Here is a 15,174-nt window from a genome sequence, read left to right as displayed (position 1 = left end):
TCGTGCGCCGGCTCAGCTCTCTGGGCCCTCGTTCTCAGGCCGAATCAATCGTGCGGGCGCGACGGAGCTACGGGTCCACGTCTGACCCGCGACCGTGTAGGTGATTTCCGCCACGAATCGGGCTATTGGCTCGCGTCCGGAAGCCTCGCGATCAGAAACGCGGACGCGAGCTACACGCACTGTGAGGCGATGAGTGTCGTTCGCGTCGATGCCTATGGGCTCCGCGAGCGCAGCGCGCGAGAGCAGCGGGCCCCCAACTTGAACGATTTGAACATGATGCGTTCCCGCGATTCGTTCGTGATACGGAGAACCACACTGTCCACGTTCATGTCGTTGTTGCGTCCAGACGCTCCATTGGGGAAAACCGCTACCGTCACGCGGTTGGCTTGCTCGACCGCTGCCGCCTGGGATCGCCTTTCCGCTTCCTCTACCTCGCGGCGCTCGTCTACAGCAGCTTGAACGCGAGCGGCCTCCTGATCGGCTCGTTCCACCTCCCTGCGGGTCTGGTCGGCGCGGAAGGTCTGCACGGCCCACAGCAACGTAAGCACGGTCGCGATCGCCCCGAACCAGGTGCCGGTCGCACCGACCCAGTTCGCGTCAAAACCTCCACACCCACAGCAGCGCCACAGCGGCACCCGCTGCAAAGCCCGCCACCGCCCAGATGATATGGACGATGACGGGCTTTGCGGGACGCATACGAGGAACCTACCGATTTCTCATTGCGGCTCGGTCTGGGGCTCGCGCTCCTGTTGGTCCGCTGTCGGCTCGGCCTGGTCCGTCGCCGGCGTTGCGTGGGCGCCGGCCGGGATCGTGGGGGAGGGGAGCGCCCGGAATGGCGCGATCGCGCCGCCCTGGACAATCCAGAACTGCCCCACGGCCGCGCGACGCACGTCGTCGGGTGGGATGACATAGGTGTGTTGAGCTCGCGCCGATCGCAGCTCCTCACCGGTCGCAGCGCCAGACGATTCGAGCCGCATCGCCGTGCCGGCGAAGGTCACAATGTCCTCCGGGTCCTTAGAGCGACCCACGATCAGGGCGGCGCCGCTCGCGAGCGCGCGACGTCGCCGTGTGTCGTCCTGCGAGACGCCGGCGACGGACTGAGCGGCAAGCCACAGCCCGAGCCCCGCCGACCGGGCAGTTTCGAACATCGATGCGGCAATGTCGCCGGGGTCGCTGTCGTCAGTGACGAGCTGGGCAAACTCGTCGACGAACACCACAGCGGGTGTCTTGTCTCTGCGGGCCAGCCTTGCGCTCATGTAACGGCGGAGGTCGACGAGCATCAGGTCGCCCACGGTGGCCTGGGCTCGGTCGGAGGGAGCAAGCGGAACGATGGTGAGCTCCGCGGTGCGGTTCTCAAAGCTCCACCCCGACGCCGCCAGGTGCGGCTCCAACGGCCCGAGGGCCAGAAGCAGCCGGTCCCGCACCCGGAACACCCGGGGCGTGCCCTGCTTGTCGACGGGCGCGGTGAGCATCGCGAACTGAGCCCCATCGCGGACGTCCTCTGGCGTGATGTTGCTGAGCCGAGTGAACAGGTCGCGCATGCCCGTGAGCGGGCGGAGGCTCTGGATCGCGTTGAGTACCGATTCCACCTCGTCGTTGTAGAACTGCCCGTCTCCGGAGGACCGGGGAGGGTGCGCATCAGCTTCGTGGTGATTTCGGCCGCGGAGCCGGTGAACAGGTTCCACGGTTCACCGACGAGCACGGAGTGACCGCGGGCCGCCGCGACGGCGGCGAGCTTCTCGGCGTCGTCGGGGTCGCCTTTCGCATCGATGAAGAACACCGGCCACCCCAGCTCGAGCACGGCGAGGATCGCGTCGTGCAGCAGCACGGACTTTCCCGAGCCGCTTTCGGCGAACATGAGCACGCGCTGGGCGCCGGCGCTTTCCGGGAGCACGACGTAGCGGCCGGCATCGTCGGTCCAGTCGGGCACCCGCCGGGTGTCCTGCATCCGGTCACCGAAGGTGCGGATGGTGGGGCGCTCGACCATACCGATGCCCTGCAAGGTCACCTTCTCCCGCGCACCGTTTCGTGCGCGCACCGCGGGCACGGGGTGCGGAGCGACGATGGGGGAGCCGCCGCGTAGCGGCGTCAGCGAACCGGTGCGCGAGTCCAGCCGCAGCCCGAGCGTGCGAGCTGTGACGATATCGGCTGCCCGCTTGCGGGCGCTCTCGATGTGCTCCTGCGTGAGCACATCGGGGATCTTCCGGTTCCGCACCAGCTCCGCGAGCTGACGGCGCCGCCAGGCCCAGGCGACCGGCAGCAGCAGCACGCCCAGCAGCAGGTTGACCAGCAGGAACGGCCACCACCACTCAACAAGTGCGAGGGGCCAGCCGTCCTGCTGCACGAACGTACGGGCGTCGCCACTGGTGATCCAGCCCGTCAACGCCACGATCTCGGCCGTGAGCACTGCCGCGGCGATGACGATCGCTGCGGTGTTCACCCACGGGTGCCACTTGTGGGTAATCCAGAACCAGTGTCGCTTAGCTATCCGGTTACCCGTCAGGCTGACCGCGAGTAGCGGCACGGCCAACGGGAGGAAGATCACGGTGAAGGCCAGGGCGAGCACTATCTTGACCACCCCGAAGAGTGCTTCGGTCGTGGCGTCCGTGGACGACTGTTGCTGGGTGTTGTTCTGGCTCATCAGTCCCGACCTCCCCATACCGGAAGCGTCGGCGCCGGCAGAGTCCGCGGCGCCTCCATCGTCTGTTCTTCGACGACCTGACCGTCATTGGGGGAAGACGCCCAGAGGGCGTCGAGGCTTCCCTCGATATGGCCCCGCTCGTCGAGCGCGGCCACGGTCACCAGGCGATCGCGGACCGCCGGGTGAACCCACTTGTCGGCCTCACGCGAGACAGCCCGCATCGCTGCCGCCGTACCGACATAAACCACCCGCTCGACCCCCTCGGTGAGCCACCGAGCGTGACCGAGAAGGATGCTCTGGTACCGCGCCAGCGTCTTCGCTGTCAGCTCCACCTCGACCCGCTCGACGCGCTCCCCACGGCGGGCGATTCCGTCCGCCGCGTGCTCCCTCGTCGACGCTGGTTGACGGTCCCGGCTCCACGCGTAGCCGGCAGCCATGAACCGCACCGAGATCGCGGACACCGCGACCTCATGGCGGGTCGTCGCACGGAACAGGTTGGGTGCCGCTCGACCCGACATTGCGTGAGACAGCCAGACAACGGAACCATCCCGAAAAATCGGCCGAGCCTTCTCGATCACGCCGGCCTCGACGCCGCGCGCGATCCACTGCTGAGCCCGCCGCGCAGTCACCGGCTCGCTCCGCCCATCCGCCGCTGCCAGAGCCCACCGCAGCGCTTCCGCATCTGCCAGCCGCACCTCTCGCAGCCACTCGAACAGCCGCTCATCCCGAGCCGTTATCTGCACCGCACACCCACCTTCACCACCACACAATCCCTTCCATCTTTGGACCGCCCTTGTCCTGCCGTCCCCACCAGAACTTGCCAACCACCGTCCCGAACAGAGTATCTGCTGAGGGCCGGTGGTTGGTAAGCGCGAAGCGTGGTGGGGACGGTAGGACAGGGGCAAACGAACCAAATCGGTTCGTTTGCCTATTCGCTCTGAGTGAATACTCAGACGAATAGGCGTGGGGTGCTCGGCCGCTTCGGGAACTGCTGGCGCATCGCCGCGATCACCGCGTCGATCTCGGCCGCCTCAGCGGCAATCTGCTGCCGGCGCGCCTGCTCTGCGGCAGCTCGTTCCTGAGCAGCCGCGATCCGCTGCTGACGCTCCCGAGCGACCTGCTCGAACGGTGCCAGCTCATCCGCGGAGATAGCTCGATCCGCAAGCCAAGCGAAGTACCCCAGCGGGTTCCGCTGGGCCACGGCCGGTGCCACTTGGATCCCTGCCGAGCGGCTGTGCCGCTCGATCTGATCCACGATCTGCTGCGCGGTCCAGCCTCGCTCGACCAGCTTCAATCGGCCGAGCAGACGGCACAACCGGCCGATGTGCTGTCGCTCTCCGAGCCACGGCATCCGCTGCACGAGACGAGCTGCGAGCTGCTGCACTGCCAAGCTCCGAGGCGTCGTCTCGATCTTCCTCTTCGTCATTGCTGGGCGCCGCGGAGCGGTGCCCTTCCGAGCGCGCATCGCGCGCGTTGGTGATGATTCAGGAAGGTGACTTACCTGCTCTCCTGACGGAGAGACAGGTAGGTGGACATTCTCCACAGATTCGGGTTTCGCCGGCGCCGACGTCGAGCGCGTCGAGGGGGGAGTGGAGGGCATCACCAGCGCCCGCGTCGACGCGGCGCGCACCTGGTCGCCTCCGTGAGTACGTCGGGCCTGCTCGCGCTCCTCGTTCGTCAGATAGCGGCCTCCCACGACCGTCACCGCGAGTCCCATCGCCTCGAGCAGCAGCCGTGCGCGCTGCACCGTCTTGGCGCTCATGCCCAGCCGCTCTGCGACCGTCTCGTGAGCCGTCGTGACGTCCCGGCCCGTCGATCGATCGGCCGACATCCGGTCGTCGTACGCGACCCGCAGCAGCGTGCCCGGAGCTACCCGAGCGGCACGCCGTAGCGCCTCACCCTCGGGCGTGGCCAGGGCGTCCATCACGGCGTCAAACCACGCGTTACCCGATACCCAAGCCCGCAGCAGGCCATACGCCCCGGAGGGCGCCGGCAGCGCCCACGACGAGCGGGGCGAGCGGGACTCGCCAACGTCGCGTGCGTCAGTGCTTGCAAAAGGGGCAGCAGCAGCTACCATGTGAACCATCCGTTCGGTACTCCCGTACGGGTACGCCAAGGGCCTGCCACTCGTGGCAGGTGTTTGGGACTATCGATCCGCCAGGTCGGCAAACTCACCGGATCGGACTTGACTCTTTCGCCCCTCGCATCTGCGGGGGGCGAAGTCGTTTATGCGACGTCGCTGATAGGCAGCTCCCCGTCCTTAGGCTCTTGCTCCGGCCACCAGGTCGGTAGCCCGCGCTCGTTCAGCTCCTCTTCGAGGTGGTCGATGACCGCCTCCAGGAACACGGCGTTCGAAACGCCGGCGTGCTGGGCGAGCTGACTGAGCCGGTCCTTCCGAACCCGCTCGATCGCCCAACCCAGGCTCACTGGGTTCTCACGCGAACCCCACGGGAGACGACGGTCGGTCATACCGCGACACTAGCCATAGATCGAGCGAGTCGCGAGGAACACGCCGCGTGTTGCCATAGATCAAGAGAGAGTGACACGTACGTGTCAATCGCTCGAGACGCTGGCGGCATGGGGAAGCACGTCGGACAAGCATCAGCCGATGGCGAGGCATCGGCTGGACGGCAGAGGACCGCAGAGAGGATCAGGAACGATGAGCATTCACGTCACGGTGTACGGGCCAAGGGCTACACGAATACGCGCACAGCGCTGCGCCTGGCTGGCATCGCCTTTGATCTCGTCGTCGTCAACGTCGCGGGACTAGTCGAATGCCGAGCCGTAGGACAGCCCGTCCAAGCCGGCATCTTCGAATGCCTTGGCCCAGGACTGAGGCACCGAGTAGTTCGCCATGGTCGTCAGCTCGCGAACGATGCCGTGCTTCGCGGCGTCAACATGATTCACAGCAGCACACCGGCGCTCGGTGAGGATGGCCACGACGAACGAGCCCGCAAGGTTTCGGGACACGGCCCTTATGCGCGACACTCGACCACGCACTTTCTCTCGCACGGCAGTGTCCACGCTCGATGAAGTGCAGGACGTCCCGCGTGCGCCGTGCAGGTTGAACCGTCCCTCCGTGCCGTTGTCGTAGTACCAGGCGTCACGGCTAGCGCCGTGCGAGCGGTACAAGGGTGCCGTTGCGGGCAAGATGACAGTCGGGGCGCGCCTTGAGGTCAGCCCGGGCGGCGTGCGAGGCGGTCACGCGGCCAAACGCGGCGTCGTAACGTGCTTCGTTGAGCACGGCGCCCAGCTCGCCGGCAAGGGAAAGGTCGATAGGCGCGAGGGAGGTCCTGGCCGCTGTCGTCACTCCGGGAGTATTTAGCCACTGCGTCCACGTCCACGGGTCGTCGATACCGGACTGCAGCACGGTAAGCACCTGTTCAACCCGAGTACAAGCCGGTAATCTGCGGTCTTGGAAGGCCGGGTAGAGGTTCTCGCCGTCGGCGGGCAGCCGGAGGGCGATCCTCCGCGACTTCACGGCCTTGGAGATGACGCCGCGCTCGACACCAAGCTCACGTTGGAGGCCGCTGCTGGGTGAAGCAGGGCCGACGATGTCCGCTTGGGGGCTCTTTGTCGCTCCGAGGCGGTCGACAATGTCCTGGCTGCAGTGGGCGCTGCTCTGGCCTTCGCGGGACGTCGCACCCTCCGCCGGGTTCGACACCGGCCTCCACTCGGCGTTGAGCACGCTGTCGACCTCGCGACCGCTACGGCAACGGGAGCGAAGCGTAGGACCCCTCGAAGAGCTTGATAGAACCGTTGGCGGCCGTGATCTGGAGGCAGAAAAGGCGCCAGTAGAGCTGCCACTGACGGTCGTGCGGGGCAAGGTATTTGACGCTCAGCCCAAGTTTGAGCAGCGCTTCCTGGGGGATCATCTGCCCGTGGGAGTGCCACTTTCGGGTATTGCTGAGCTCGTCCACAATCGCGTTTGCTTCAGCCTCGTCTTTGATCATGCCCGTCGCCAGGAGGGCGGCCGCGATCTTTCGTGACCGCGTCGTGGCTTGCTCCAATCGATGGATCGTGCTGGGTTCCATCTTGTCGATCATCAGGCGGGCGACGGATCGGTGGGGTTCTCCCGAAGCATCTCCGCCCACTTGTTGAACGCGTCGAGGTAGCCCTGTGCGGAGATGGTTTGGAGGTGCCCCTTGCCGTTGGGGAGGTCTACCTGCGGGTCGATGGCGCCGAGTTCTGAGGAGTCGGACATGAGGATGGCGTCGGCGCCGAGGGCGATGAGGGTGGCGGCGCTTTTGGCGTAGTCGGGCACGATCACTCTGACGGGTGCGGTGCCGGCTCGTTTGCGGATGAGGGTGATCAGCTTCTCAGCGGCATCGATGTCTCCGCCTGGTGAATGCAGCATCAGATCGATGGGGCGCCGGGGACCGTGTTGTGCAGAAGGTCGACCATGGCGATGACATCGTCTCGCTCGATCTCGGAGTTTGGGGAGACGTAGCAGATCAGGCTGGTCTTGGTGAGCTGCTCAATCTCTTTAATGAGGGCCTGGCGCGCGTAGCGGGCAGCGTTCATCGCCTCGTAGAGAGGGGTCTTTGAGGGGATGCGCGGGCCTGGGGTTGGTTCAGGGGTCGGAACCGGTGTCGGAACGAAAGTTTCGGGCTTTTCGTCGTCGCCCTCGCCAGGATTCGGCTCGGTGATCATCTGCGGCCCTTTCGTTCGACCCATCGGATGCGTCCGTTGCGCACGATGTAGTGACAGTGGCCAGCGGCGCTTTCTTCGTCGACGCTGGGTATGAGTGTGAGCGGAAGCTCACTGGCGATGCGCCACCGAGGGTAGTGGTTCCCGTCCAGGTTGAGGAGCACCCGGTGCCCGTTTCCGCAGGGGCAGTCGAAGGCGAGCCATTTCTGGTGACTGGTGCCGACGATGACGGCCTGTCGGCGGCGGAGGCGGGTCGGGACGTCGTTGACGGAATCGACGTGCAGACCGACTTTCCATCGCCGCCAGTATCGGAAACGGTTCAGGAGGTCCAATTCAGCCCCAGGAACATGTCACGGTCGGTTCCGACCCGCCGGATGGTCGGGTCGCAGTAGTGCCCGGGGTGCGGGTCCTCAATGTTGCCGCGGAGGGTGCGGTCGTGGATGTAGAGGATCAGTTCGGACGGGGTGGGGTATCGCCGTAGCCGACGAGGCGTTCCAACAGCTCGCTGACGGCGGTCGCCGCGACGAGGGTGGTGAAGGCGACCACGGCCGGTTCCACTCCGGGCAGGGCCGGGGCGTAGCCCTCCTTCTCGAGGCGCTGCTGCTCATCTGTGGAGCGCGTCTCGGCTTCGGCGAGGGCGAAGTCGATCCGGTCCCGGCAGGTGAGGCACGCGGCGCCCGGGTGCAAGGTGGTCACTCGACCGAAGACGCCGGCGATGATGCCGTGCTCGTCGGCGGGGAGCTGGACACCGCAGTCAATCACGGGGATGAGGTAGTAGTACGGCAGGCGAGACAGCCGGAGACGCCCGGCGTTGTCGTCGGTGCAGCCGAACACGACGTCGGCACCAATGAGAGCGCGGGCGATGCGTTCGGTGAGGATGGTGCCCTGGATGCGAGTGGTATGCACCCCGTTGGCGATGCGTTCGAGGTGGTCGCCGAGGACATCGACCTTGGCCCGGCCGACGTCGGCGGGGGTGGAGCCGTAGACGCGGGTCGTGTTGGAGTCGGAGAGGGTGTCGGGGTCGATCAGGATGAACGAGCGGACGCCGAGGCGGGCGAGTTGCTCGGCGGTGGCCGAGCCGGTGCCGCCGGCACCGACGATCGCGACGGTGAGGCTGCTGATGGTGTTCTGAATGCCGTCGCCGAATGCGCGGATGTTCCGGTCGAACAGGGCGCGATCTGCCCCGCGGGGGAGTCATAGGCGGGGCGGAAGATCCACCGTTCCCCGATCGCGGACAGCCGCGTGATGGGGTGGTGATGTGGCCGCTGAGCTCGCCGGTGAAGGTCAGAGCACCGCTGTCTTGGCTGACCACGAGGTACCCGTACTGGTCGGTCTCGGTACGGTCGCCGAAGAGCGGTTCGAGCTGATCGTTAACGCCGCGGTCGTGGATGCTGGGGCGGGGGATTGCCCGGTTCCCTGGGTGGCTGTGGACCCACAGCGCGATTGCGCCACGATCGCGTGCGGTCTTGAGGGCGTGGATGTACCCGTCGGAGGTGATCTGCAGTGCGCGGTCGGTGCGGATCTCGTAGGCGTCGTCGGGGACGGCGATAAGTTCGTCGCCGAGGAGGATGACCTCGCCAGTGTCGGTGACGACCTGGTGGGCGAGGAGCACGGCGCCCGTCTCGATCGGGCTGGTGGCCATGGCCACCAGCCCGACGTGCAGGGGGCCGGTGAGGCGGAGGGTGGCGCTCATGCGGCGGCGCTCCCCAGCTCGGTGCGCAGCAGTCGCACGTAGCTTTCCAACCCGTCGATTCCGGACCGCCAGGCGGCCGGGTCCAGGTGCCGCGACCAGCGCTGCCAGCTGCGGCCGTCGTAGGTCTCGATGATCTCCGTGGCGGGGATCACCCCACCACCGACCGGGGTCAGGTGGGGGATGATCCACCACATGTCCGGAGGGGTGTCGGGGTAGCTGGCCGAGAGACGGAACAGCACGCTGGCGGTGGTCGCGTTCAGCCCGGGCGGCAGGGGGAAGTCGGTCAGTTCGACATTGAGCATGCCGCCGTCGTCGAAGACGCGGTAGGCGATTCCGGACCGGTCGAGGAACTCGCGGTCCGGTTCGGGGAGCTTCACGACTCCTGTCCGGGGTTGATGCGGCCGGGGGCGGTGAAGAACCGCATGCCGTCCCTGAGGTGGACGATGTCCTCGTCCTGCACCTTGACGTCGCGCTTGTCGGGGATGTCGCGCCAGAGGTCGCGGTCGGCGGCGACGTCCGGGCTCGGCAGAGTGCGGAGCTTGGCGCCGGTCATCTTGCGCTCGAAGACCTCGTACTCGACGCGGTCGATGCGGATGGTGATGGCGTCGATCTCGGTGAAGAACCGCATGCCGTCGGTGACGTTGATGCTGCCGACGGGGTCGAGTTCCTGGTCCTGCTCGTCCTCGATGTCCAGCCAGAGATCCTTGTCGTCCGGGACGGGCGGCTGGCGCAGTGCGCGCAGCGCGGCGACGGGAGTCGGGCCGGCGTGGATCTTGTAGGGCTCGCCGTCGATGTGGATGGTGATCTTCCCTGCGCGGGATGCGGAGCTGTCGCTCATGGTGTCCTCCTCAGGACTAGTAGGTGATACCACGATACCATACATCTTCGGTGTCTTGCAGCCGGATAGCCATGATTGCTTGCAATACCCCCTATTTGGTGGCAAAATCGAGGCATGCCGGAACAAAAAGCAATGACCATTCGCCTGCCGGTCGAGCAAGCCGAGCAACTAGAGACGGTTGCCAGCATCGAGAACCGACCCATCTCGGACGTGATCCGAGCGGCTATCGCCACCCACATCGAGACCGTCAGCCAAAGTGACCAGTTCCAGGAGGGACTTCGGGAGCGAATCGAGCGAGCGCAGGGCCTCTTGCGCTGAGCGGAAGACATAGAGAGGGCGTCTGGCAGATGTGCCGGACGCCCTTTCTATGTCTCGGACCGAGTGCCGTGGAGACCGTTCACGGGCCGCTCAGCGTCTCACCGATAATCGACGTTATGTCAGACGGCGGGCGCGTCGATAACTCATGACGCCGGGCTCCGCGACACGACCGTCGACGCAGCTTGCTCAACGCCGCGACGTGGTCGTTCTACCCATACAAAGCAGATGTGGACACAGCACGCACGCTAGGGAGTGATCTACCCCGCTTCGCTGAGCCCGCCGTCGAGTAGCCGCAGTACAGGACGGGCGTCGGTCTCGCCCAGGAGATCGCGTACCTGCGCTGCCGGAAGCCGGAGCAGCTCTGCAAGCGCCGGCACGTTCGTCCCGTACGCGGCCGCCAGATCAGCTGCTTTGCGGAGGAGCGTCGGCACCTCCCCCGGGTACGAGCTCGTGGGGTCAGCGTCTGGATCGAAGCTCGCTGCGAGCCGCTGATAGGCCCTGCGAGCGGACGACTCTGTCACCCTGTTCCGCTCGACCATGCGTCGCACGAGCGAGTGCGGTGACACGCCCCACGTTCGTCCCACCCGGTCCAGCGCGGCGAGATCCAGACGCTGGGGCAGCACGACGTCCATTGCTGTTGCTGGGGTGAGGAACGCTGCCGCGAACTCATCGGCTTCGCGCTCGATCGCAGCACTCTGCTCATCGGAGTCGGCGTGCAGCAGCAGGTGCCCGATCTCATGTGCGATCGAGAACCGGTGTCGGAAGACGTTCTCCGTCCGAGACGGCGTCGTGACTACGATTGGCCGCTCGACAATGAGCGCCGAGAAGGCGTCGACGCGCTCCACTTCGCCCCGCGGAAGAACCACCACGACGACGCCATGTGACTCGGATGTTGCTACGAGGTGCTTCACGGGCCCGTCCGGAACATTCCAATGCGCGCGAAGAGCCTGAGCGGCATCCGCCGGTGACGTTCGCGCGGGAAGTACCGGCAGGTCCGCTTCGGGGAGCTTGATGTATCGCTCGAGCGCGAAAGTCAGCTCCCATATCAGTGTCGTGGTCGCGAGCGCACGCTGCCGATCGCTGACCCGCGTGGATCGCAGGCTTCGGAAGTGCGCGTTGAGAGTCTCGATCCGAGCCATCGGGCGGCCAACGTCAAAGAAGTCAGGGTGCACTTTCAATGCGCGTGCGAGCCGTTCAAGCACTTCGGATCGCGGCGCGTTGACATCAGCTTCGTACTGACCGATTGCGGCAGACGAGACTCCCACTGCCGCAGCGAGTTCTGACTTGCTCAGGCCTTGTCGGGCGCGGGCCTGCGTAAGTCGCGCCGGCTCGAACCTGCCGGACGACCTGCTGCTTGGGAAGTCGAACAGTGTTGGTGGAAGCTCACTCATCGGAAGTCAGGTCCCGAGCGAGCCCGACGACAGGCGCTGCGGGCACGCCACTGTCGAACGATTCGACGTCAAAGTCGATGCCCTCGCCAGCGTAATCGTCGGACCAGATGGACTCCTCACCGTGCAGGTGCACTTGCCCTGAGCGGTACTCCGCGACCGCCCAGTCGATGGAGGAGAGCTGACGTGGTGTCGAGTGCACCATGACGAGAACTACGGGCATCACGGCGCCGGCCGCCTCGACCATCTTCTCGAAGCGCTCTACCTCGTCGGCGTTGCGGGCTTCCTCTCCGCCGTCGATGAAGCTGTTCCCGAAAAGCTCCGGGTCGCGACGGGCGAAGAAGCTGCTCACGCGGGTCTTGCTCGAGGCGAAGTCTCGAACGACGTCGACGCCCTCGGGGACTCGAGTCACGAAGAGCAGCGCGTCGTTGACGATCGGAACGCGGTAGCCGCCCGGAGAGAGCTTGTAGGTCTCGAAACCTCGCTCCTTGAACGCATCGCGTGCGTCGCACAACAGATCACGCCACTGGCTGCCAAAAAAGTTCAGGAACCGTGTCTTCGCGGCATCATGACCATCAGCGGAGCTGTCGTGGCGAGTCTGAACGACTTCGATGATGAGCTCGCGAGCCATGCTCGCATACTCACCGAAGGCCTCGGCAGGTGTGTTGTAGGCCATGAGTGCGTCCCGTCTCGAAGGTCACGGCCGAAGTTCGCCACGACTAAGACTTCAATATAGAACACGATTCGCGCGTCAGGGCTTCATTTGGTGCCGTGTTCCGAAATGGCGCATCGCTCAACGGCCCTACGGGCCCTCCGAACCCCAGCTCACCGGTGCTACAACGACCGCACCCGTGGCGACTCTCGCGAGCGTCGCCCCGTGGAGCCCGGTACGCCTTCCGCCCCCACCGTTCGCCAAAGACCGTCGCCATCACCGGGCCGTCCAGCCTTCGCGCCTCCTGGGTGCACTCTTCTTGGCTGGAGGGTATATACAGCGATCACTGCAACGCCCTGCGGACACTCGAGGCTCCCACACCGAGCACACGGCCGATGCTCTCCCAGCTATGACGTTCGGCGCGTAACTGTCGAGCCGCCGCGATTCGCTCCGGAGTCATCACACTTGGCCGGCCACCAACCCTCCCCTGCGCACGCGCGTACTCGAGGCCGCGTTGCGTGTTCTCGCGAATCGTGTCCACACGCAACTGCGCGAACACCGCGACGATCCCGAACAGGGCGCGGCCCATGGGCGACGTCGTGTCGATCATCGGCTCTGTGAGGCTGACGATGTTCACCTGGCGCGCGTCGAGGTCCTGCAGGAACCATCAACTACGGCTACAACGCCGCGAACCAGCTGACCTCCGCCACCGGACAATCGACAACCTGGACCTACGACGCCGCCGGCAACCAAACCCGCAACGGCGTCACAGGCACCACAACCAGTTACGGAGATCGCGGCGAGGCCACCCAGATCGGCAACACTGCGAACACGTACTTCAACACCGGCAACACCGACCGCCTCAGCGCGGGGTCTGTCCAATTCAACAACTCCGCGCTCGGGCTGATGCAACGCACCAGCGGGAACCAGACCCACAACTACACCCGCACCCCTGATGGCGCACCGGTGGGCTGCGGGCGAGCGGGCAGCACTACTACGTCCACGACCACCTCGGCTCCATCGTGGGCATGTTCACCGCCACCGGCACATACAGCGGCGGGTACTCTTACGCGCCCTACGGCGAAGCGCGCGCCACCTCCACCAACGGAGCCGTGGCCGCAAACAACCTCCGCTACATCGGTGAACACCACGAAGGCGCAGGCATCTACAAGCTCGGGGCCCGCTACTACGACACCACCCAAGGCCGCTTCACCCAGATGGACCCCTCAGGCCAAGAGGACAACGCTTATGCATACGCCAGCTGTAATCCGATCAATATCCAGGATCCGACAGGTCTTGCCGGATGGCAGTGTGCCTTGGATGTCACCGCTGTTATTGGCGGGGCGTACACGGCTGTTCAGATCCTTGGGTTGCTCTCTGGCAGCGTGACGCTGGGATTCGGCACCCTCGTCACCACCGCCTTCCTGCTCAACGGAGTAGCGACAGCGTTCGATGTCGCATCTGCCACAGAGTCCTGCCAGTAGGGTCTGAGAGCATGCGGAACATGAGCGGAACACGGGTGATCGGTCTCGGGGTCATGCTGCTTGTAGCTTCGTCGCTGTCGTTAGCCGCCGGCTTCGCAGGGTCGCGGCCCCTCGTTGCGTGGGTTGTGTCCATTGCGGCTTGCGTCTGTGCTGTCGCACTCATCGTCGCCGGCGTGGTGCGGCGGCGTCGAGGTGACCGCGAGGACAACGATGTCTGATCAAGGTGGCCGAGACGACGACGGAACCGCGGAGGACCGGCTCAGACGGCTCGATCAAGAGGAGCGCGATCTCTACGGCAAGAATCTTGACCCGGTCGCGTTTCTCGGACACTCCGTGCACCTGCGGAGGGATGAGATAGAGCACGAGCGCGCCAGGATACGCTCGGAGAGTGGCATTGAGGACCCGGCTCAGAACAAGAGAACGAGCCAAGTGCCCGGTTGGATAGTGCTATCCGGTGCGGTCATTCTGATCATGGGCGTACTCGCCCTGAGCGTCGGCCTTATGAGGTAGACGTCGGAGGCGATGCCCGGCTGCTGACGATGCGTCGAGATCCATAAGACGGATCAGCTACCTCGTGAGCCAGTTCACGAACGAGGAGCTGGGTCATGACGCGATCCCGATTCGCTTGCGCGGTGGGCGCCTGCCGAGCGTCTGTGACCTCGAACGGTGCAGCGCGATCGAACGGCATCGCGCTGTATATCGGCGTGGGTTCCGCCTGCTCCCGAACGTCCCGGAAACGATCGTTATTGGCAGGCGCTGACGGTGTGCTGGCCCGTAGGGTTGCCGCCATGACAGCCGACCGGAAGAACCTGCTTACTCGACGAGAGATCGTCGCAGCCTACGTCGCGGTGTTGGACCGGCTTGATGAGTTCGTCCAGATCTGCGCCACGACCCAAGGCGGACGTGACCAGGTGAGAGCGGCCGTGCAGGACGCCTTCGGCCTTACTGAGATTCCTTCTGAGGCCGTCTTGACGATGCAGATGCACCGGCTGTCGCCGCCCGAGCGACAAAAGGTCAGAGATGAGCTTGCCGCTCTAGACGCAGAGATTGAGCGCAACGGGTACTGACCCCGGCGTTCTCGCCGGAATCGATCGTTTTCGGCGGGGCGGGACGTCATGGGCCTGCAGGACATGCGTCACGGCTGCACCGCTGTGAGCACGACGTACCAGTCGCCAATCGCCTGCGTCTCCATGACCAACTCGCGATCGCGCAGCTCGATCTCGGTCGTTGCCGTCGCGCCACAGGGAACGTCTACGGAACCGACCTCTCTTCCCGCTGAAGTCAGGAGCAGCTGAACGACGGCAGTTCCGCGGCACGCAGCTGCAACCGTGTACCGACCGGGCGATCCGACCTCGAAGCCGACCGCCGACGTGTTCGACCCGCCGCCCGCTGGCCCCGAGTCACCCGTCGACAATTCAGCCAGCATGCGTTCAGACCATGAACCGAAAGAGTCTGCTTCGCCCGGGGCAGTTGTGGTGCAGCCGGTCATCATCACCAAGACCGCCACCAT

The 15,174-nt window shown here is 65.5% G+C and carries 23 protein-coding genes and 1 pseudogene; 6 read left to right on the top strand and 18 right to left on the bottom strand.

All coding sequences use genetic code 11. The features are described from left to right. Positions 1-716: 716 nt before the first annotated feature. The 12 genes from C1N74_RS16710 to C1N74_RS16035 all read right to left on the bottom strand — a co-directional run bounded on the left by C1N74_RS16710 (position 717) and on the right by C1N74_RS16035 (position 8,413). Positions 717-1,280 (bottom strand): hypothetical protein, encoded by a 564-nt coding sequence (locus C1N74_RS16710; protein ID WP_258318054.1) that lies wholly within the window; start codon positions 1,278-1,280, stop codon positions 717-719. After that, positions 1,280-2,641: a hypothetical protein gene (locus tag C1N74_RS16080; RefSeq protein ID WP_258318053.1), complete on the bottom strand. Its 1,362-nt coding sequence runs from the start codon at positions 2,639-2,641 to the stop codon at positions 1,280-1,282. Before C1N74_RS16080 ends, C1N74_RS16710 begins: the two co-directional genes overlap by 1 nt. Beyond that, positions 2,641-3,219 carry a hypothetical protein gene (locus tag C1N74_RS16075; RefSeq protein WP_258318052.1) on the bottom strand — a complete coding sequence of 193 codons (579 nt, stop codon included), beginning with the start codon at positions 3,217-3,219 and terminating at the stop codon, positions 2,641-2,643. Before C1N74_RS16075 ends, C1N74_RS16080 begins: the two co-directional genes overlap by 1 nt. 371 nt (positions 3,220-3,590) lie before the next feature. Further along, entirely contained in the window at positions 3,591-4,568 is a 978-nt protein-coding gene (locus tag C1N74_RS16705) for a helix-turn-helix domain-containing protein (RefSeq protein ID WP_258318051.1), read from the bottom strand. A gap of 299 nt (positions 4,569-4,867) precedes the next feature. Further along, the gene (locus C1N74_RS16065; protein ID WP_137751061.1) at positions 4,868-5,110 is read right to left on the bottom strand and encodes a hypothetical protein; all 243 of its coding nucleotides are present in this window, start codon (positions 5,108-5,110) and stop codon (positions 4,868-4,870) included. 297 nt (positions 5,111-5,407) lie between these two features. Further along, complete coding sequence (locus C1N74_RS16060) at positions 5,408-5,773, bottom strand: RES family NAD+ phosphorylase (protein ID WP_181405614.1); 366 nt, start codon at positions 5,771-5,773, stop codon at positions 5,408-5,410. Continuing rightward, positions 5,751-6,329, bottom strand: coding sequence for a hypothetical protein (locus tag C1N74_RS16055; protein WP_137751059.1), 579 nt, complete (start codon positions 6,327-6,329; stop codon positions 5,751-5,753). Before C1N74_RS16055 ends, C1N74_RS16060 begins: the two co-directional genes overlap by 23 nt. 19 nt (positions 6,330-6,348) lie before the next feature. Continuing rightward, positions 6,349-6,687: a hypothetical protein gene (locus C1N74_RS16050; protein WP_137751058.1), complete on the bottom strand. Its 339-nt coding sequence runs from the start codon at positions 6,685-6,687 to the stop codon at positions 6,349-6,351. Then, entirely contained in the window at positions 6,687-6,998 is a 312-nt protein-coding gene (locus C1N74_RS16045) for a hypothetical protein (protein ID WP_137751057.1), read from the bottom strand. The genes C1N74_RS16050 and C1N74_RS16045 overlap by 1 nt, the downstream gene beginning before the upstream one ends. After that, positions 6,998-7,294 (bottom strand): hypothetical protein, encoded by a 297-nt coding sequence (locus tag C1N74_RS16040; RefSeq protein ID WP_137751056.1) that lies wholly within the window; start codon positions 7,292-7,294, stop codon positions 6,998-7,000. Before C1N74_RS16040 ends, C1N74_RS16045 begins: the two co-directional genes overlap by 1 nt. Continuing rightward, positions 7,291-7,623 carry a DUF6527 family protein gene (locus C1N74_RS16780; RefSeq protein ID WP_219994774.1) on the bottom strand — a complete coding sequence of 111 codons (333 nt, stop codon included), beginning with the start codon at positions 7,621-7,623 and terminating at the stop codon, positions 7,291-7,293. The genes C1N74_RS16040 and C1N74_RS16780 overlap by 4 nt, the downstream gene beginning before the upstream one ends. 118 nt (positions 7,624-7,741) lie before the next feature. Continuing rightward, positions 7,742-8,413 carry a ThiF family adenylyltransferase gene (locus C1N74_RS16035; RefSeq protein ID WP_258318062.1) on the bottom strand — a complete coding sequence of 224 codons (672 nt, stop codon included), beginning with the start codon at positions 8,411-8,413 and terminating at the stop codon, positions 7,742-7,744. 136 nt (positions 8,414-8,549) lie between these two features. On the opposite strand from C1N74_RS16035, the gene C1N74_RS16030 reads away from it, so the two are divergent. Beyond that, the gene (locus tag C1N74_RS16030) at positions 8,550-9,026 is read left to right on the top strand and encodes a hypothetical protein (RefSeq protein WP_137751054.1); all 477 of its coding nucleotides are present in this window, start codon (positions 8,550-8,552) and stop codon (positions 9,024-9,026) included. On the opposite strand, the gene C1N74_RS16025 is transcribed toward C1N74_RS16030, so the two are convergent. Together C1N74_RS16025 and C1N74_RS16020 are read right to left on the bottom strand one after the other, a co-directional pair. Then, positions 8,981-9,361, bottom strand: coding sequence for an E2/UBC family protein (locus C1N74_RS16025; protein ID WP_181405613.1), 381 nt, complete (start codon positions 9,359-9,361; stop codon positions 8,981-8,983). The two genes, C1N74_RS16030 and C1N74_RS16025, sit on opposite strands and share 46 nt — an antisense overlap. Next, positions 9,358-9,822: a multiubiquitin domain-containing protein gene (locus tag C1N74_RS16020; RefSeq protein ID WP_181405612.1), complete on the bottom strand. Its 465-nt coding sequence runs from the start codon at positions 9,820-9,822 to the stop codon at positions 9,358-9,360. Before C1N74_RS16020 ends, C1N74_RS16025 begins: the two co-directional genes overlap by 4 nt. 132 nt (positions 9,823-9,954) lie before the next feature. Here C1N74_RS16020 and C1N74_RS16015 point away from each other — a divergent pair, with 132 nt between their 5' ends. After that, positions 9,955-10,140: a ribbon-helix-helix protein, CopG family gene (locus C1N74_RS16015; protein ID WP_112617685.1), complete on the top strand. Its 186-nt coding sequence runs from the start codon at positions 9,955-9,957 to the stop codon at positions 10,138-10,140. 257 nt (positions 10,141-10,397) lie between these two features. On the opposite strand, the gene C1N74_RS16010 is transcribed toward C1N74_RS16015, so the two are convergent. From C1N74_RS16010 to C1N74_RS16000, 3 genes are all read right to left on the bottom strand, one after another. Next, positions 10,398-11,531 (bottom strand): ImmA/IrrE family metallo-endopeptidase, encoded by a 1,134-nt coding sequence (locus C1N74_RS16010; protein WP_137751051.1) that lies wholly within the window; start codon positions 11,529-11,531, stop codon positions 10,398-10,400. Continuing rightward, a complete protein-coding gene (locus C1N74_RS16005; RefSeq protein ID WP_137751050.1) occupies positions 11,524-12,204 on the bottom strand; it encodes a hypothetical protein in 681 nt (226 codons plus the stop codon). Before C1N74_RS16005 ends, C1N74_RS16010 begins: the two co-directional genes overlap by 8 nt. A 319-nt stretch (positions 12,205-12,523) precedes the next feature. Further along, a complete protein-coding gene (locus C1N74_RS16000; protein ID WP_137751049.1) occupies positions 12,524-12,841 on the bottom strand; it encodes a recombinase family protein in 318 nt (105 codons plus the stop codon). 5 nt (positions 12,842-12,846) lie between these two features. Here C1N74_RS16000 and C1N74_RS16775 point away from each other — a divergent pair. The 4 genes and pseudogenes from C1N74_RS16775 to C1N74_RS16480 all read left to right on the top strand — a co-directional run. After that, positions 12,847-12,927, top strand: a pseudogene (locus C1N74_RS16775) (hypothetical protein); the annotation flags it as partial. A gap of 281 nt (positions 12,928-13,208) precedes the next feature. Then, the gene (locus C1N74_RS15995) at positions 13,209-13,664 is read left to right on the top strand and encodes an RHS repeat-associated core domain-containing protein (protein WP_137751048.1); all 456 of its coding nucleotides are present in this window, start codon (positions 13,209-13,211) and stop codon (positions 13,662-13,664) included. A 147-nt stretch (positions 13,665-13,811) separates the two neighbouring features. Next, positions 13,812-14,174, top strand: a complete 363-nt coding sequence (locus C1N74_RS15990) for a hypothetical protein (RefSeq protein ID WP_137751047.1) — start codon at positions 13,812-13,814, stop codon at positions 14,172-14,174. A 278-nt stretch (positions 14,175-14,452) separates the two neighbouring features. After that, on the top strand, positions 14,453-14,731 hold the full coding sequence (locus C1N74_RS16480) for a DNA gyrase subunit A (protein WP_181405611.1): 279 nt from the start codon (positions 14,453-14,455) through the stop codon (positions 14,729-14,731). 68 nt (positions 14,732-14,799) lie between these two features. Here C1N74_RS16480 and C1N74_RS15980 read toward each other — a convergent pair whose 3' ends face one another. Then, a complete protein-coding gene (locus C1N74_RS15980) occupies positions 14,800-15,174 on the bottom strand; it encodes a hypothetical protein (RefSeq protein ID WP_141059868.1) in 375 nt (124 codons plus the stop codon).

It is taken from the genome of Microbacterium sp. SGAir0570 (assembly GCF_005491085.2).
In the GTDB taxonomy this organism is placed as follows: domain Bacteria; phylum Actinomycetota; class Actinomycetes; order Actinomycetales; family Microbacteriaceae; genus Microbacterium; species Microbacterium arborescens.
The sequence above is the reverse complement of the archived record's forward strand: the minus strand, read 5'-3'. Positions and strand labels throughout refer to the sequence as shown.

Bases quoted from the DNA above. Each gene is read 5' to 3' on its own strand.
- C1N74_RS16710 (WP_258318054.1), bottom strand. From the start codon at position 1,280: ATGCTCGTCGACCTCCGCCGTTACATGAGCGCAAGGCTGGCCCGCAGA.
- C1N74_RS16080 (WP_258318053.1), bottom strand. From the start codon at position 2,641: ATGAGCCAGAACAACACCCAGCAACAGTCGTCCACGGACGCCACGACC.
- C1N74_RS16065 (WP_137751061.1), bottom strand. From the start codon at position 5,110: ATGACCGACCGTCGTCTCCCGTGGGGTTCGCGTGAGAACCCAGTGAGC.
- C1N74_RS16050 (WP_137751058.1), bottom strand. From the start codon at position 6,687: ATGATCGACAAGATGGAACCCAGCACGATCCATCGATTGGAGCAAGCC.
- C1N74_RS16045 (WP_137751057.1), bottom strand. From the start codon at position 6,998: ATGCTGCATTCACCAGGCGGAGACATCGATGCCGCTGAGAAGCTGATC.
- C1N74_RS16040 (WP_137751056.1), bottom strand. From the start codon at position 7,294: ATGATCACCGAGCCGAATCCTGGCGAGGGCGACGACGAAAAGCCCGAA.
- C1N74_RS16020 (WP_181405612.1), bottom strand. From the start codon at position 9,822: ATGAGCGACAGCTCCGCATCCCGCGCAGGGAAGATCACCATCCACATC.
- C1N74_RS16015 (WP_112617685.1), top strand. From the start codon at position 9,955: ATGACCATTCGCCTGCCGGTCGAGCAAGCCGAGCAACTAGAGACGGTT.
- C1N74_RS16010 (WP_137751051.1), bottom strand. From the start codon at position 11,531: ATGAGTGAGCTTCCACCAACACTGTTCGACTTCCCAAGCAGCAGGTCG.
- C1N74_RS16005 (WP_137751050.1), bottom strand. From the start codon at position 12,204: ATGGCCTACAACACACCTGCCGAGGCCTTCGGTGAGTATGCGAGCATG.
- C1N74_RS15995 (WP_137751048.1), top strand. From the start codon at position 13,209: ATGTTCACCGCCACCGGCACATACAGCGGCGGGTACTCTTACGCGCCC.
- C1N74_RS16480 (WP_181405611.1), top strand. From the start codon at position 14,453: ATGACAGCCGACCGGAAGAACCTGCTTACTCGACGAGAGATCGTCGCA.
- C1N74_RS15980 (WP_141059868.1), bottom strand. From the start codon at position 15,174: ATGGTGGCGGTCTTGGTGATGATGACCGGCTGCACCACAACTGCCCCG.